This is a genomic window from Pseudomonas sp. GW821-FHT10B02 (assembly GCF_059415665.1).
Genome location: NZ_JBWKNR010000007.1, coordinates 132,157 through 147,279, shown reverse-complemented (window position 1 = coordinate 147,279; position 15,123 = coordinate 132,157). Strand labels below are relative to the sequence as shown.

At 62.0% G+C, this 15,123-nt stretch carries 16 protein-coding genes; 7 read left to right on the top strand and 9 right to left on the bottom strand.

The window, feature by feature from the left end; translation table 11 throughout:
* Positions 1 to 12 precede the first annotated feature (12 nt).
* The 6 genes from AC07OF_RS12860 to minC all read right to left on the bottom strand — a co-directional run bounded on the left by AC07OF_RS12860 (position 13) and on the right by minC (position 4,482).
* Positions 13 to 177: a hypothetical protein gene (locus AC07OF_RS12860; protein ID WP_191832886.1), complete on the bottom strand. Its 165-nt coding sequence runs from the start codon at positions 175 to 177 to the stop codon at positions 13 to 15.
* A gap of 204 nt (positions 178 to 381) precedes the next feature.
* A complete protein-coding gene (locus tag AC07OF_RS12855) occupies positions 382 to 1,671 on the bottom strand; it encodes a M18 family aminopeptidase (protein ID WP_157191601.1) in 1,290 nt (429 codons plus the stop codon).
* A gap of 153 nt (positions 1,672 to 1,824) precedes the next feature.
* Positions 1,825 to 2,460 carry an RluA family pseudouridine synthase gene (locus tag AC07OF_RS12850; protein ID WP_157191603.1) on the bottom strand — a complete coding sequence of 212 codons (636 nt, stop codon included), beginning with the start codon at positions 2,458 to 2,460 and terminating at the stop codon, positions 1,825 to 1,827.
* A gap of 95 nt (positions 2,461 to 2,555) precedes the next feature.
* Complete coding sequence (gene minE, locus AC07OF_RS12845; protein WP_010224188.1) at positions 2,556 to 2,810, bottom strand: cell division topological specificity factor MinE; 255 nt, start codon at positions 2,808 to 2,810, stop codon at positions 2,556 to 2,558.
* 3 nt (positions 2,811 to 2,813) lie between these two features.
* Positions 2,814 to 3,626, bottom strand: a complete 813-nt coding sequence (minD, locus tag AC07OF_RS12840; RefSeq protein ID WP_038608231.1) for a septum site-determining protein MinD — start codon at positions 3,624 to 3,626, stop codon at positions 2,814 to 2,816.
* A 97-nt stretch (positions 3,627 to 3,723) separates the two neighbouring features.
* Positions 3,724 to 4,482, bottom strand: a complete 759-nt coding sequence (minC, locus tag AC07OF_RS12835) for a septum site-determining protein MinC (protein WP_038608233.1) — start codon at positions 4,480 to 4,482, stop codon at positions 3,724 to 3,726.
* 111 nt (positions 4,483 to 4,593) lie between these two features.
* On the opposite strand from minC, the gene AC07OF_RS12830 reads away from it, so the two are divergent.
* Together AC07OF_RS12830 and AC07OF_RS12825 are read left to right on the top strand one after the other, a co-directional pair.
* Positions 4,594 to 5,526 carry a lipid A biosynthesis lauroyl acyltransferase gene (locus tag AC07OF_RS12830; protein WP_476445702.1) on the top strand — a complete coding sequence of 311 codons (933 nt, stop codon included), beginning with the start codon at positions 4,594 to 4,596 and terminating at the stop codon, positions 5,524 to 5,526.
* 98 nt (positions 5,527 to 5,624) lie between these two features.
* Positions 5,625 to 6,785: a patatin-like phospholipase family protein gene (locus AC07OF_RS12825; protein ID WP_157191607.1), complete on the top strand. Its 1,161-nt coding sequence runs from the start codon at positions 5,625 to 5,627 to the stop codon at positions 6,783 to 6,785.
* A 6-nt stretch (positions 6,786 to 6,791) separates the two neighbouring features.
* On the opposite strand, the gene AC07OF_RS12820 is transcribed toward AC07OF_RS12825, so the two are convergent.
* Both AC07OF_RS12820 and AC07OF_RS12815 read right to left on the bottom strand, forming a co-directional pair.
* Positions 6,792 to 7,577 carry an MlaA family lipoprotein gene (locus AC07OF_RS12820; RefSeq protein ID WP_157191609.1) on the bottom strand — a complete coding sequence of 262 codons (786 nt, stop codon included), beginning with the start codon at positions 7,575 to 7,577 and terminating at the stop codon, positions 6,792 to 6,794.
* The gene (locus AC07OF_RS12815) at positions 7,570 to 8,868 is read right to left on the bottom strand and encodes an alpha/beta fold hydrolase family protein (protein ID WP_157191610.1); all 1,299 of its coding nucleotides are present in this window, start codon (positions 8,866 to 8,868) and stop codon (positions 7,570 to 7,572) included. The genes AC07OF_RS12820 and AC07OF_RS12815 overlap by 8 nt, the downstream gene beginning before the upstream one ends.
* Positions 8,869 to 9,110: 242 nt before the next feature.
* On the opposite strand from AC07OF_RS12815, the gene AC07OF_RS12810 reads away from it, so the two are divergent.
* Positions 9,111 to 9,473 (top strand): hypothetical protein, encoded by a 363-nt coding sequence (locus tag AC07OF_RS12810; RefSeq protein ID WP_157191612.1) that lies wholly within the window; start codon positions 9,111 to 9,113, stop codon positions 9,471 to 9,473.
* A 99-nt stretch (positions 9,474 to 9,572) separates the two neighbouring features.
* On the opposite strand, the gene AC07OF_RS12805 is transcribed toward AC07OF_RS12810, so the two are convergent.
* The gene (locus AC07OF_RS12805) at positions 9,573 to 11,129 is read right to left on the bottom strand and encodes a glycoside hydrolase family 17 protein (RefSeq protein ID WP_495072948.1); all 1,557 of its coding nucleotides are present in this window, start codon (positions 11,127 to 11,129) and stop codon (positions 9,573 to 9,575) included.
* A 224-nt stretch (positions 11,130 to 11,353) separates the two neighbouring features.
* Between AC07OF_RS12805 and AC07OF_RS12800 the strand changes: the two genes are divergently transcribed.
* The 4 genes from AC07OF_RS12800 to AC07OF_RS12785 all read left to right on the top strand — a co-directional run bounded on the left by AC07OF_RS12800 (position 11,354) and on the right by AC07OF_RS12785 (position 15,082).
* Positions 11,354 to 12,202: a glycine betaine ABC transporter substrate-binding protein gene (locus AC07OF_RS12800; protein ID WP_495072947.1), complete on the top strand. Its 849-nt coding sequence runs from the start codon at positions 11,354 to 11,356 to the stop codon at positions 12,200 to 12,202.
* 192 nt (positions 12,203 to 12,394) lie between these two features.
* Positions 12,395 to 12,706: a DUF485 domain-containing protein gene (locus AC07OF_RS12795; protein WP_038608249.1), complete on the top strand. Its 312-nt coding sequence runs from the start codon at positions 12,395 to 12,397 to the stop codon at positions 12,704 to 12,706.
* Positions 12,703 to 14,361 carry a cation acetate symporter gene (locus AC07OF_RS12790; protein ID WP_157191617.1) on the top strand — a complete coding sequence of 553 codons (1,659 nt, stop codon included), beginning with the start codon at positions 12,703 to 12,705 and terminating at the stop codon, positions 14,359 to 14,361. Before AC07OF_RS12795 ends, AC07OF_RS12790 begins: the two co-directional genes overlap by 4 nt.
* A gap of 244 nt (positions 14,362 to 14,605) precedes the next feature.
* A complete protein-coding gene (locus AC07OF_RS12785) occupies positions 14,606 to 15,082 on the top strand; it encodes a CS1 type fimbrial major subunit (RefSeq protein WP_191832894.1) in 477 nt (158 codons plus the stop codon).
* Positions 15,083 to 15,123: the final 41 nt, after the last annotated feature.

Here is a 15,123-nt window from a genome sequence, read left to right as displayed (position 1 = left end):
GTAGTGTATTTGTCAGTTGAGTTTCTCGAGGATCTTCCAGCACATGATGCCGATCATGCCGAGGGTGCCGATCCACATCATGAACACACCGATGTTGCGTTCGCGCATGCTGAAGCCAATCGTCAACAAGAGCAGGCCGGCAATGACCGGGAGGAACAGGGATTGGAAAGCTGACATGCGGCAAGGTCCTTGGGTTCGGATTTATGCTGCAAGGATAGCGGGTATCGCTGGAAGGGGGTGTGATCGAGGTCAGGCTGTCTGCTTATCCTGGCCTCATCGCCGGCAAGGCCGGCTCCCACAAAGTGATCTGTTGCTACAGGCTACGAGCCTGTCAGCGATCCTGTGGGAGCTGGCCTTGCCAGCGATGCAGGCGCCGCGCAGTTACGGCAGATCGCGACTGCGATAGAACGCCGTCAGCACCTTGACCAGGTGCGCCAGGTCGTGGCTGCCGCACAGCTCGCGAATCGAGTGCATGGCGAAGGTCGGCAGGCCGATGTCCACGGTACGCACACCCAGGTGGCTGGCGGTGATCGGGCCGATGGTCGAGCCGCAACCCATGTCGCTGCGCACCACGAAGCTTTGCACCGGCACTTCCTCGGCCATGCACAGATGGCGGAAGAACCCGGCCGTCTCGCTGTTGGTGGCGTAGCGCTGGTTGTTGTTGACCTTGATCACCGGACCGGCATTGAGCTTGGGACCATGGTTGCCGTCATGCTTGTCGGCATAGTTGGGGTGCACGCCATGGGCGTTGTCCGCCGAGACCAGCAGCGAGCGCTGGATCACGCGGACGAAGTCGTCACCCTCGGGCATCAGGCGGCGCAGGGTCTGTTCGAGCATCGGGCCATCGGCGCCGCAGGCCGAGCACGAGCCAACTTCTTCGTGGTCGTTGCACACCAGTACGCAGGTTTCTTCGCTGTCTGCACTGAGCAAGGCCTGCAGGCCGGCATAGCAGGACAGCAGATTGTCCAGGCGCGCACCGGCGATGAACTCACCGTTAAGGCCGATCAGCGCGGCGCTTTGGGTATCGTAGAAGCTCAGTTCGTAGTCCAGCACCACATCGGCGTTGAGGTCATGCTCGCGCGCCAGCTGGTCGGTGAGCAGGGCACGGAAATCGACACGTTCGTCACCGGCGACCTGGGCCAGGATCGGTGGCAGTTCGGTCTGCGGGTTGATCATCCAGCCTTCGTTGGCGGTGCGATTGAGATGGATCGCCAGGTTAGGGATGACCGCGATCGGCAGCTTGAAGTCGACCAGCTGGCTTTCGACCTTGCCGTCACGACGGAAGGTCACCCGTCCGGCCAGCGACAGGTCGCGGTCGAACCAGGGGGCGAGCAGGGCACCGCCGTAGACTTCAACGCCCAGCTGCCAGAAGCCCTGGCGCTGCAGCTCCGGTTGCGGCTTGACCCGCAGGCACGGGCTGTCGGTATGCGCGCCGACCAGGCGGATGCCGTCGAGCAGCGGCGAATGGCGGCCGAGCTTGAAGGCGATGATCGAGGAGTCGTTGCGGGTCAGGTAATAGCGGCCGCCGGCCACGGTGGCCCAGCTGTCGCGCTCGTCCAAGCGCTGGTAACCGGCGGCTTCCAGGCGTTGGGCCAGGGCAGCGGTGGCGTGGAACGGCGTGGGGGAAGCCTTGAGAAAGTCGATCAGGCCTTGGTTCAGTGCATCGCGCATAGGTCACTCCAGACAGCAGTGGCGCGAGTTTAGCGTACTTGGCGGGGGATTTGTGTCGGCCCTATCGCCGGCAAGGCCGGCTCCCACAATGACCTCTGTTTTCCGAGAACCTGTGGGAGCCGGCCTTGCCGGCGATAGGGGCGATGCTGTGTATCAGAACGGCGCCGGACACTCAAAGCGCAGCCGCTCCCCGGACACCGGGTGAGTAAAGCTGAGCATACTCGCATGCAGGCACAGGCGCTCATGGGCGGCGAGGGCTTCAGGGTAGGCATACAAACGGTCACCCAGCAGCGGATGGCCGATCGACAGCATATGCACGCGCAACTGGTGCGAGCGCCCGGTAATCGGCGTCAGCTCCACCCGGCAGTGATCGCCGCAGCGCTCCAGGATGCGCCAGAAGGTCAGCGCATGCTTGCCCTGCTCGTGGTCGACGACATGCCGCGGCTTGGTCGGCGGATCGTAGCGCAGGGGCAGGTCGATGCTGCCGCTGTCGAGTTGCGGCTGGCCCCAGCACAGGGCGGTGTAGGCCTTCTCGGTTTCACGGTCATGGAACTGTCGGGACAGCTCGCGGTGACTGTCGGCATCACGGGCCAGCAGGATGATCCCCGAGGTTTCCCAGTCCAGGCGATGGACGATCAGGGCGTCGGGATAGCCGTTTTCCTGCAGGCGGGTAATCAGGCAATCCTTGTTGTCGTCGGCGCGCCCGGGCACAGACAGCAGCAGGGTCGGTTTGTTGATCACCAGGATCGCGTCATCCTCATAGAGGACGTGAACATTGGACAGCGGCATTACGTGTTCTCTGCAAACGCCAACGGCGACGGCCGGGCCCGGGCTGTAAAGCCCGGGCCCGGCCGTCGCCGTGGCAGGTTACCCGTAGGCGCCGATCAACGATCGGGCAGGGTGATGTTGAGTTCCAGGATCGAGCAGCTGCCCTGGTTTTCCAGAGCGACCTGCACATCATCGGAGCCGATGTTGACGTACTTGCGGATCACCTCCACCAGTTCCTTCTGCAGGGCTGGAAGGTAGTCCGGAGTACTGCGCTGACCGCGCTCGTGCGCCACGATGATCTGTAGACGCTCTTTCGCGACCGAGGCGGTGCTTACTTTTTTGCTGGCACGAAAGAAGTCAAAAAGGTTCATTGGTTAGTTGCCTCCAAACAGGCGCTCGAAGAATCCCTTCTTCTTCACATCAAGGAACCGATGTTCCACATTTTTGCCCAACAGGCGATCGACGGTGTCGCTGTAGGCCTGACCGGCATCGCTCTGGTCGTCGAGAATCACCGGTACGCCCTGGTTGGATGCCTTGAGCACCGCCTGGGATTCCGGGATCACGCCCAGCAGGGCGACCGAGAGGATTTCCTTGACGTCTTCGACGCCAAGCATTTCGCCCTGGCTCACGCGCTCTGGATGGTAGCGGGTGATCAGCAGGTGTTCTTTGATCGGGTCTTCGTTGCGTTCGGCGCGGCGCGATTTGCTCGCCAGCAGGCCGAGCATGCGGTCCGAGTCACGTACCGAGGAGACTTCCGGGTTGGTCACGACGATGGCCTCGTCGGCGAAGTACATCGCCAGGTGGGCACCTTTCTCGATACCGGCCGGGGAGTCGCAGACCACGTATTCGAAGTCTTCCTTGAGCTGCATCAGGACCTTTTCCACGCCTTCCTGGGTCAGCGCGTCTTTGTCACGGGTCTGGCTGGCGGCCAGCACGAAGAGGTTCTCAAGGCGTTTGTCCTTGATCAGCGCCTGCTGCAGGTTGGCTTCGCCGTTGACCACGTTGACGAAGTCGTACACCACGCGGCGTTCGCAGCCCATGATCAGGTCGAGGTTACGCAGGCCGACGTCGAAGTCGACGATGACCGTCTTGTGACCGCGCAGTGCGAGGCCGGTACCAATAGCGGCGCTGGTGGTGGTCTTACCCACACCACCCTTGCCGGATGTAACCACGAGAATCTTGGCCAAGGTGTTTCACCCCTAATGAAAAAGGACGTTGAGTCCCAAAAATACAAAAAACGGCAACATCGAAATAAGTTGCGCAGAAAATGGCGGCAAGTATCCGTTAAAGACGGGTGATGTTCAACACGTCACCAGACAGGCTGATCTGCACGCCGGTGCCCCACAACGGATCACGGCGCAGGTCTTCGGAGACCTTGTACTGGCCGGCGATCGAGACCATTTCGGCAGTCAGCTGCTGGCAAAAAATGCGTGCCCGGGTATTGCCCTTGATTCCGGCCAGCGCCCGCCCACGCATTGCACCGTACACATGGATGTTGCCATCGGCGAGAAGTTCCGCGCCCGGACTGACCGACGACACCACGACCAGATCGCCACCCTGGGCGTAGATCTGCTGGCCACCGCGTACTGGCGTCGTGATGATCCTGGTCGGTTTGATCGCCGGTTCCGGCGGCGGAACCGGGGCCGGCGGCGGCTCTGGCTTCTTCACCTCAGGCTCGGGTTCGACCGGCCGCTCGCGCGCGCCGGACGGTGGCAGCACCGGCAGGTCGATGGCGATGGCCGCGGCGATGTCTTCGATGCGGCTGGCACGAATGGCCAGGGTGCGCAGGCCGTGATGGCGGCAGACGCGCATCAGCCCGGGCAGATCGATCGGACCTTCACCCGCCGGCAGCTTGTCCAGGGCCAGCACCAGCGGCGTGTTGCTGAAAAAATTCGGTGCCTGGGCAACTTTGGCCGCCAACTGCCGGTCGAGGCCTTCGAGGTTGTTCCGGGCGAGCTCGAGCACGGTGATGGCGAGCATGCTGCCCTTGAGCTGGAACACAGGGTCTTGGTCTGGCGTTTGGGTTTGGCTCATGGTCTGCATAGGGCGGCTTGTTACGAAAAAGTGCCCAGACTTATAACGAGAACGCCGGTTAGCCGCAACCCGTGCCGAACCGTTGTAGAATGCCCGGCCATCGTCTTTCCGGAATCTTTAATGGATCGCCCGCGTTTTCGTCGTTACTTTCTGCACCCGCGCTTCTGGCCGCTGTGGCTGGGGCTGGGGCTGTTGTGGCTGATCGTGCAGCTGCCATACCGGGCATTGCTGGTGATCGGCCGTGTGCTCGGGGCCTTGATGTACCGGGTAGCCGGTGAGCGCCGCTATATTGCGGGGCGCAACCTGGAACTGTGCTTCCCGGAGCTACCGTCCGTCGAGCGGAAGCGTCTGCTCAAGGAAAACTTCGCCTCCACCGGCATCGCCTTCTTCGAAATGGCCATGAGCTGGTGGTGGCCAAAGGCCCGTTTGGCGCGCCTGGCGCACATCGAAGGCCTGGAACACCTGCAAGCCGCTCAGCGTGATGGCCAGGGGGCCATCCTGATGGCATTGCACTTCACTACCCTGGAAATTGGCGCGGCCCTGCTCGGTCAGGAGCACACCATCGACGGCATGTACCGTGAGCACGGCAACCCGGTGTTCGACTACATTCAGCGCCGCGGCCGCGAGCGGCATAACCTCGACTCGCTGGCCGTAGAGCGTGAGGACGTGCGCGGCATGCTCAAGCTGCTGCGCGCCGGCCGTGCGATCTGGTACGCACCGGATCAGGACTACGGCGCCAAGCAGAGCCTGTTCGTGCCGCTGTTCGGCATCCAGGCCGCGACAGTCACCGCGACCACCAAGTTTGCCCGGCTGGGCAAGGCGCGGGTGATTCCCTTCACCCAGCAGCGCCTGGCGGACGGCAGCGGCTATCGGCTGGTGATTCATCCGCCGCTGGAGGATTTCCCGGGCGAGACCGAAGAAGCCGATTGCCTGCGCATCAACCAGTGGATTGAAGTGGCGTTGCGCGAGTGCCCGGAGCAGTATCTGTGGGCGCATCGGCGCTTCAAGTCGCGGCCGCCGGGGGCGCCGAAGCTCTACAAAAAGCGGCGTTGAGGCGATCGCGGGGCAAGCCCGCTCCTACAGGCTTATGCACCTCTGTGGGAGCGGGCTTGCCCCGCGATGAATTCACCACATTCTCCCAGGAAGGCAGTATGTCAGCACCGATCACAGGATTGATCCTCTCCGGCGGTGGCGCCCGCGCCGCCTACCAGGTCGGTGTGCTGGCCGGGATTGCCGATCTGCTGCCGCCTGGCGCGGCCAATCCGTTTCCGGTGATCGTCGGTACCTCCGCGGGTGCCATCAACGCCGTGACCCTGGCCAGCGGTGCGACGCACTTTGCCGATGCGATCCGGCGCCTGACCAGCTTCTGGCAGGGCTTTCGCAGCCAACAGGTACTGCGCAGCGACTGGCCGGGGGTGATTCGCCAGGCCAGCCGCTTCGTCGGTCACAGTTTGCTCGGTCTTGGATCGCCGGTACCGGTGGCCTTGCTCGACAGTTCGCCGCTGCGTCATCTGCTTAACCAGAACCTGGACATGAGCGGCATCGGCCATGCCCTCGAACAACAGCACCTGCATGCCGTGGCGGTGACCGCTTTCGGCTATGAGTCCGGCCAGGCGGTGACCTTCTATCAAGGCCGCGGTGCCATCGATCCCTGGTTGCGCCACCGGCGCATCGGTCTGCCCACCCGTTTGAGTGTCGAGCACTTGCTGGCCAGCTCAGCCATTCCGCTGCTGTTCGCGCCGGTCAAGCTGGGCGAGGAGTACTTCGGCGACGGCGCGGTGCGCCAGTCGGCACCGATCAGCCCGGCCCTGCACCTGGGGGCCAGCCGGGTGCTGGTGGTCGGTGTCAGCGGTAACCCGCAGCGTCCGGTCGAGGGCGAGCCACGTCCACGGATTTTCAGTGGCCAGCAACCGAGCCTGGCGCAGATCGGTGGGCATATGCTCAACAGCACCTTCATCGACAGCCTGGAAGACGACATCGAGTTGTTGCAGCGCCTCAACCATCTCAGCCACCTGATGCCCGAACATCTGGAGCGTCGGCGCCTGGGCCTGGCACCGGTAGACGTGCTGGTGGTCGCGCCAAGCCAGCCACTGGATGAAATCGCCGCCCGCCATCGCCGCGAGCTGCCCGCGGCCTTACGCCTGTTCCTGCGCGGCCCGGGCGCGACCAAAACCAGCGGTGCCGGGGTGCTCAGCTATCTGCTGTTCGAAGCCGGTTATTGCAGTGAACTGATCGAGCTGGGGCGGCGCGACGCCCTGGCCAAGCGTCGGGAGTTGTGCAACTTCCTCGGCTTGCCCCAGGTGACTGGCTGAATCGAACTACTCGGCGATCTGCAGCTTGCGCGCTTCGGTGTAGACGTAGCGGACCTTCTCGTATTCGAACGGTGAGTTCAGCTGACCGTAGCGGAAACGGGTGGTGTAGCGCTTGTCGACCGCCCGCAGCACCACCACTTCCGGATGATTGCTGCTGACTTCGGCAACGTTGAGGAAGTTGATCTGGTTCTCGGCGGCGAAGTCCACCGCCAGTCCACCGGTATCGCGCAGGTTCGACGGCCCGAGAATCGGCAACATCAGGTACGGGCCGTCCGGCACGCCATAGAAGCCTAGGGTCTGGCCGAAGTCCTCGCTCTGGTACGGCAGGCCCATCTTGCTTGCTGGGTCCCACAGGCCGGCGACGCCAATGGTGGTGTTGAGCAACAGGCGCGCGGTGATTTCCATCGAACGCTTGCCCTTGAGCTGCAGCAGGCTGTTGAGCAGGTTGGGGACATCGCCCAGGTTGCTGAAGAAGTTGCTCACGCCACTACGGACAAAACCCGGGGTGATGTAGCGGTAGCCATCGACCACCGGCAGGAACACCCATTGGTCAAAGCGGTAGTTGAAGTGGTAGATCCGCCGGTTCATCGACTCCAGCGGGTCGTAGACATTCAGTGCGGCGAGCGTCGAACGCTCGAACTCACGCTGGTCCAGGCCCGGATTGAATTTGAGTTCTTTGAGTGGCTGGGTGAAGCCATCGGCTTCGACAACACTGGCACGCGGAGCGGGTTCTTCGGCCTGGGCCAGTCCACTGGCAAGTAGTGCAGTCGCAATCAGTAGGCGTTTAACCACGGAAAAACTCCAGCATGGCGTCGCTGTTGACGCGGTAGTTGAGGTTGCCGCAATGGCCGCCGTGGGGGTAAAGGGTCAAGCGTTCGCCAAAGGTTTTGCGCAGAAAGCCGATGTCGCCGGGGCCGAGGATCACATCGTCGGCGTTGTGCATCACGGCAACTTTCGGGCTCTGTTGCAGGTAGTCCTTGAGGGCATACAGGCTGACCTGGTCAACCAGTTGCAGCAGGCTGCCACCGTCGGTACGGGCGCGCCACATGGGGATGACCTGCTCGGTGATGTAGCAATCGAAGTCGCACTGCAGTGCCCGTTTGAAAAACGGCGTGAGGCTGCTGCTTTCGGTGATCGGGTACTTGGGCGGGGTGATCAGCCCACGGCGGTTGACCAGGTCGGAGGTGAAGGCGATGTCGGCGGCCGAGAAACGGAACGAGGTACCAATGACCATGGCCATCTGCTCGTTGGTCAGGTGCTGGCGCGACTGCTGGAAGTCGTAGAGCAAGGCGTCGTTGAGGTCGATGTAGCCTTTCTGCTGGAAGTAGCGGGTCAGCTTGTTCAGGACCAGCTCGTAGAACGTGGTGCTGCTGTTGACGCCCTTGACCTCGGTTTGCACCAGTTTGTCGAGGTTGGTGATCGAGGTGTAGAGATTGACCGGCGGGTTGAGCAGCAGCACGCGCTTGAAGTTGAAACTGCGCCGGGTTTCGTCCAGATGGCTGACGAACGCCGCATCCAGGGCGCCGAGGCTGTAGCCGCTGAGGTAATACTCGGTAACCGGCAGGCGCGGATGTTGCGCACGCACGCCCTGCATGACCCGGTACAGGTCTTCTGCATCATCACTGCTGACGCCGGGGGTGGCGAAGCGTGAAGCCGAGGTGATGAAGTCGAAGCTGGTCGGCGAGGACAGTTGCACTACATGGTAGCCGGCTTTGTAGAACAGCTTTTTGAGGTATTCGTTGATGCTGCTGGAGTAGGGCGCACCGGTACCGGCGATGAGAAAGATCAGCGGTGCCGGGTGGTCCTGCCTGGCGATACGGTACTTGAGCTGTTTCACCGCCCAGAAATTGTCGGGGAGCGTGAAGGCGCGTTCCGGGCGCATGTTCAGGCTGTAGTCGGACTGGGTGATGTCATCGTCGCTGGGCAACTCCGGGCGCAAGTCCGGCGGCGTGGTGGCGATGGTCGCCTCGAACGGGTTGGTCAGCGGGTAGCCGTAACTGGCGGCGTCGATATCTTGTGCCGAAGCGGACGCACTCAGGATTAGGCCGCCCAAGAGGGCGGTGAGGCGTATTGATCGAAGCATGACGGATCCCCAAAAAAGCTGCAGCAAAGTGCGTTACGCAGGCTAGGACCATGGTGTCCCCGGCAAAGTTGCCTGGCGTTCCGGCATTTATCGTTCCTGATGTTGCCGTTTTCACCGGTAGCGCGGCAACAATTGGTTCCATTTATCTTCTGTTCAAAGTAGCCGAGGCTGGCGCTTTTGCCTTGCATAGACAGCTCGGACGATTATGCTGGGCGCCGATTTCGATGATTCCGGAGCGTTCCATGTCCCGCCGTTTGCCACTGATCACCTTGTTGCTGTTCCTGCCCCTGTGGCTGGCGGCCAGTTACGGGGTGCGTTATGTCCTGATGGAAGACGCACAGTGGGTGGGTGTCTGCGCCGAACAGGCGCAAGTGTGGCAATGCCAGGCGCGTTCGGTAATGGGGTTGATGATTCACTTCAGGGTTATTGCCTGGACCGCGCTGGGCCTGGCATTGCTGGCCCAGTTGCTGCCGGCGCGAGCGGGCTGGCGTCTGGCCGTGCTGGCGCTGGTGTTCGCGATTCCGGCGCTGGTGTTGTATAGCGCCAGTATCGCGGTATTTGCCGTGGTGTTGGCCGGGTTGCGCCTGGTGCGGCGGTCTAGCTGAACCCTTGGTGCGGCCATCGCCGGCAACGCCGGCTCCCACAATGGAATTGTGCATGCCAGACCTGTGGGAGCCGGCGTTGCCGGCGATGGGGTGCGCTGATTACGCCTGAGTACGCACACGCAAACTGCGCCACAATGCCCCCACCATCAGCACACTGACCCCGGCCCAGACCAGCGCCTGCTGGTTGCTCAGGCCCTCACGGAACAGCTGCGGGGCGATACCGGCGCCGACGATGAACGCCAGCAGACCGATCTCGGCCCGCGGCCCGCGTACCGGACGCAGCAGGTAGACCACCGCAGGCAGCAGCAGTGCGGCGCTCGGGAAGCTGCGATAACGCGGATCGAACACCAGCGCCAGCATGCTCACCGCTGCGGCAAACCCCGCCGCCAGCAACCACCAGCCCGCCCGCGCCTCAAGCCAGGCGAAGACCCGCTCGCGCCAGCCGTCACGTTGCGCCAGCGCCAGGGCACCGTGGGTCAGGACGATCAGGTTCAATCCGCCCAGCAGCACCGCCCAGATCCACTCACCGGCAAAGCGGCTGTTGATCCGCACCAGCTCGCCCCACAAGCCCAGGCTCGCGGCACCCAGGGCAGCCAGCAGCGGCAGCAGCAAGGCAGACCGCGTACCGCGTACACGACCGGCAAGCACCAGGGTGGCAACAAACAGCAGACCACAGGCAATCAACCATTGCGGCCAGAGCGCCAGGTTGCTGACTGGCCCTTCAAGAATGCCTTTGTCTTCACGGTCGGCGTCGTACAAGCCCCAGTAACCGCCGACCGCGCCTTCACTGGCGCGCTTCCACGGCTGGTCGAATGCTTCGATCAGGTTGTAGTGCCAGCCGTGCTGTTCGGCCATGGCGACAAAGCCGCGAATGAAGCGTGCTTCATTGACCCGGCTGGGCAGGGCGGTTTCGCGCTGACGGCCTTCGCTGGGCCAGCCGGTTTCACCGATGACGATGTCCTTGGGCGCAAAGCGGTTGCCGAACACCTGACGGATCTCACCGACATGCACCAGGGCGTCGTCGATACTCTTGGGATCATCTTCCCAGTAAGGCAGCAGGTGAATGGTCAGAAAATCCACGGTCGGGGCGATTTCCGGGTGCTGCAGCCAGAATTCCCAGACATCGGCATAGGTCACCGGCACGCTGACCTGGCTTTTCACCTGGTTGATCAACGCCGCCAGCTGCGGGCCGGTGACCTCTTTGCGCAGCAGGGTTTCGTTGCCGACGATTACCGCCTTGACCACGTCAGGGTTGGCGTTGGCCGAGGCGATCAGGGCCTTGACCTCTTTTTGCGTATCCACCGGGTTGGCGTTGATCCAGGCGCCGAGCATGACTTTCAAACCATGCTTGCGTGCAAGCTCCGGGATCATCTCCAGCCCGGTCATCGAATAGGTACGGATGCACTCGAAGCGCTGGGCCAGCAGGGCCAGGTCGGCGTCCATGCGCGCCGGGCGCAACTGGAACGGCTGGTCGAACGGCGACTGGTCCTTGTCGAACGGCGTGTAGGAAGCGCACTGCAGTTTATGCGAGGCACTGGCCGCATCCGGCAGCACCACCGGCTTGCCCAGCCCGTACCAGAGCCCTCCCAGCGCAAACAGGCCGAGCAGGCAGGCGAACAGATAGGGCAGTAGCGCAAAGCGGGCAGTCGGGGACATGGATCGGACCGTCAGGGAGCAAAGCCGCCAATAGTACCTGCAAATGGCACGGGCTAAAGCCTCGGCAGGCAAAGTTACCCGGGTTGGATGTTGCTTCATGTAACTGCACAGCGGGCTGGCGAGGTGATGTCGCTTGTCGATGCCTGGAGGTCGTTGCCAGAGCAGGTCAGCGGGCATCAGCGGTTGATGATGCAGGTTCCGTGACGTGACGAGGGGAAGCTTTGATGAAAATGCGACGACTCCTGGGGGTGGGCACTGCCCTGGCAATGGCCATCGGCGCTGCGCAGGCGATGGCCAAGGAAGTAAGCATCGGCTACGTCGATGGATGGTCCGACAGTGTGGCGACTACCAACGTGGCGGCCGAAGTGATCAGGCAGAAGCTCGGCTACGACGTCAAACTGCAGGCCGTGGCCACTGGGATCATGTGGCAGGGGGTGGCGACCGGCAAGCTCGACGCGATGATGTCGGCCTGGTTGCCGGTAACCCATGGCGATTACTGGAGCAAGAACAAAGACAACGTCGTCGATTACGGCCCCAACTTCAAAGACGCCAAGATCGGCCTGATCGTCCCCGACTACGTCAAGGCCAACTCCCTGGTCGACCTCAAGAGCGACGACAGCTTCAAACACAAGATCGTCGGCATCGACGCCGGCTCCGGGGTCATGCTCAAGACCGATCAGGCCATCAAGGACTACGACCTCAGCGGCTACAAACTCCAGGCCAGTTCCGGCGCGGCGATGACCGCGGAACTGGGCCGCGCCTATGCCAAGCAACAATCGATCGCCGTCACCGGCTGGGTGCCGCACTGGATGTTCGCCAAGTGGAAACTCAAGTTCCTTGAAGACCCCAAAGGCGTGTATGGCGCGGCAGAAACCGTCAACAGCATCGGCAGCAAGGAACTGGCAAGCAAGGCACCGGAAGTGGCGGACTTCCTGAAGAAGTTCCAGTGGCAGTCCAAGGACGAAATCGGTGAGGTCATGTTGGCCATTCAAGAGGGCGCAAAACCCGAGGCCGCAGCCAAGGACTGGGTAGCCAAACACCCTGAACGCGTCGCCGAGTGGACCGCTAAATAATGGCCTAAGGCTTCTATCTGGCACCTTCCAGGGCCGCAGCACCAGAAACGGTGCTGCGGCCCTTGTCGTTTCTGGCTGTTACCGAATCGGTAAAACAGTTTTGCATCTAAGACTAAGGTCGTCTGGAGTGCGTCCAAAGGCAGCATAAAGTGGAGTCCGTACTACCTAATCTGTGCTGCGAGGACAAAAACAATGAACGACAGCATTTATCTCTCGATACAAAACAGCCCGCGGTTCAAGGAGCTGGTGTCAAAACGCGAACGTTTCGCCTGGATTCTCTCGGCGATCATGCTCGGTCTCTACTCCGCTTTCATCCTGTTGATCGCCTATGGTCCGCATGTATTGGGCACCAGGCTCAGCCCTGACTCGTCGATTACCTGGGGGATTCCCCTCGGTGTCGGTCTGATCCTTTCGGCTTTCGTGCTGACTGCGATCTACGTGCGTCGCGCCAACGGTGAGTTCGATGAGATGAACAAAGCGATTCTCAAGGAGGCACAGCAATGATCCGGCGTCTTCTGGCAACCCTGGCCTTCGGCATCTTCGCACCTGCCGTGTGGGCCGCCGACGCCCTCACCGGCGAGGTGCACAAACAACCGTTGAACGTCGCGGCGATCCTCATGTTCGTCGCCTTCGTCGGTGCCACCCTGTGCATCACCTACTGGGCGTCCAAACGTAACAATTCCGCCTCCGACTACTATGCCGCCGGCGGGCGTATCACCGGTTTCCAGAACGGTCTGGCGATTGCCGGTGACTACATGTCGGCAGCTTCCTTCCTGGGTATTTCCGCCCTGGTGTTCACCTCCGGCTACGACGGCCTGATCTACTCGATCGGCTTCCTGGTCGGCTGGCCGATCATTCTGTTCCTGATCGCCGAACGCCTGCGCAACCTGGGTAAATACACCTTTGCCGACGTTGCCTCGTACCGTCTCGGGCAGAAAGAAATCCGCACCCTGTCGGCCTCCGGCTCCTTGGTGGTGGTGGCGTTCTACCTGATCGCGCAAATGGTCGGCGCCGGTAAGCTGATCCAGCTGCTGTTCGGTCTGGACTACCACGTCGCGGTGATCCTGGTCGGTATCCTGATGTGCCTGTACGTGCTGTTCGGCGGCATGCTGGCGACCACCTGGGTACAGATCATCAAGGCCGTGCTGCTGCTCTCCGGTGCCAGCTTCATGGCGCTGATGGTGATGAAACACGTCAACTTCGACTTCAACGCACTGTTCTCCCAGGCCATCGATGTTCACCCTAAAGGTGAAGCGATCATGAGCCCGGGCGGTCTGGTCAAAGACCCGATCTCGGCCTTCTCCCTGGGCCTGGCGCTGATGTTCGGTACCGCTGGCCTGCCGCACATCCTGATGCGCTTCTTCACCGTCAGCGACGCCAAAGAAGCCCGCAAGAGCGTGCTGTATGCGACCGGTTTCATCGGCTACTTCTACATCCTGACCTTCATCATCGGCTTCGGCGCAATCCTGCTGGTCAGCACCAACCCTGACTTCAAGGACGCCGCTGGCGCCCTGATCGGTGGCAACAACATGGCTGCGGTACACCTGGCCGACGCCGTCGGCGGCAGCGTGTTCCTCGGCTTCATCTCGGCGGTAGCCTTCGCGACCATTCTGGCAGTAGTGGCCGGCCTGACCCTGGCCGGTGCTTCGGCGGTGTCCCACGACCTGTACGCCAGCGTGATCAAGAAAGGCAAAGCCAACGAGAAGGATGAAATCCGCGTCTCGAAGATCACCACCATTGCCCTGGCGGTACTGGCAATCGGTCTGGGTATCCTGTTCGAAAGCCAGAACATCGCCTTCATGGTCGGCCTGGCGTTCTCGATTGCCGCCAGCTGCAACTTCCCGGTACTGCTGCTCTCGATGTACTGGAAAAAGCTGACCACCCGTGGCGCCATGATCGGCGGCTGGATGGGGCTGGTCAGTGCGGTGGCACTGATGGTGCTCGGCCCGACCATCTGGGTACAGATCCTCGGTCACGAAAAAGCCATCTACCCGTACGAGTACCCGGCGCTGTTCTCGATGCTGATTGCCTTCGCAGGGATCTGGTTCTTCTCGATCACTGACAAGTCCCAGGCAGCTGATAAAGAACGTGCGCTGTTCTTCCCGCAGTTCGTTCGCTCGCAAACCGGTCTGGGGGCCAGTGGCGCAGTCTCGCACTGATAACTGAGTACAAATCGCGGGGCAAGCCCGCTCCCACCGGTCAAGCAACCCCGGTGGGAGCGGGCTTGCCCCGCGATCGTTTTCCAGTTGATCACACCAGCTAATGGCCTTCTGCTGTCGCTGGGAAATTTCCGAAGATCGCTCGGACCGGTCTTACTCTTCGAAGCGAGCCAACCCCGAATAATTCTCCTCACTGACCGGGCAACACCGGTCAGGTATCGACCCCTTCAAGGAGAATTCATTCGTGAAACGTACGTTACTTGCCCTTCCCCTGACTGTGCTGTGCGCAGCTTCGGCCTATGCCATCGACCCGATCGAGAAACAGGTGCAGGTCACCGCCCAGGTGCCGACCGATGCCTTCTTCGTCGAGCCGGTAGGCGGCAACTGGATGAACGACCCGCAGGAGATGGCCTGGAACTCGTATCAGGCCAAACTCGATCCGATCCGCAAGGAACTGCAGGTCAAGAGCACCGTCGGCCCGATCACCGCCTACCTGGTGTCGCCCGCAGTCATCGCCAGCGGTACCCACAACATCGGCCTGAACGTCAAGGTCGGCGATACCGTGCTCAGCACCACCAGCGCCGAAGTCGTCAGCGCTGCCCAGGCCGCGCCCGGCGCGACCATCGGCTTCCAGGTGGAGGCCCAGGCGGCACCCAGCACCGGCTATGAACCCGGCAGCTATCAGGGGCTGGTCAGCATGATCTTCGAAACCGCGCCTTGATAGGCGTCACCCTCCGCTAGCCCATCCGTTGTTGCCTGCCC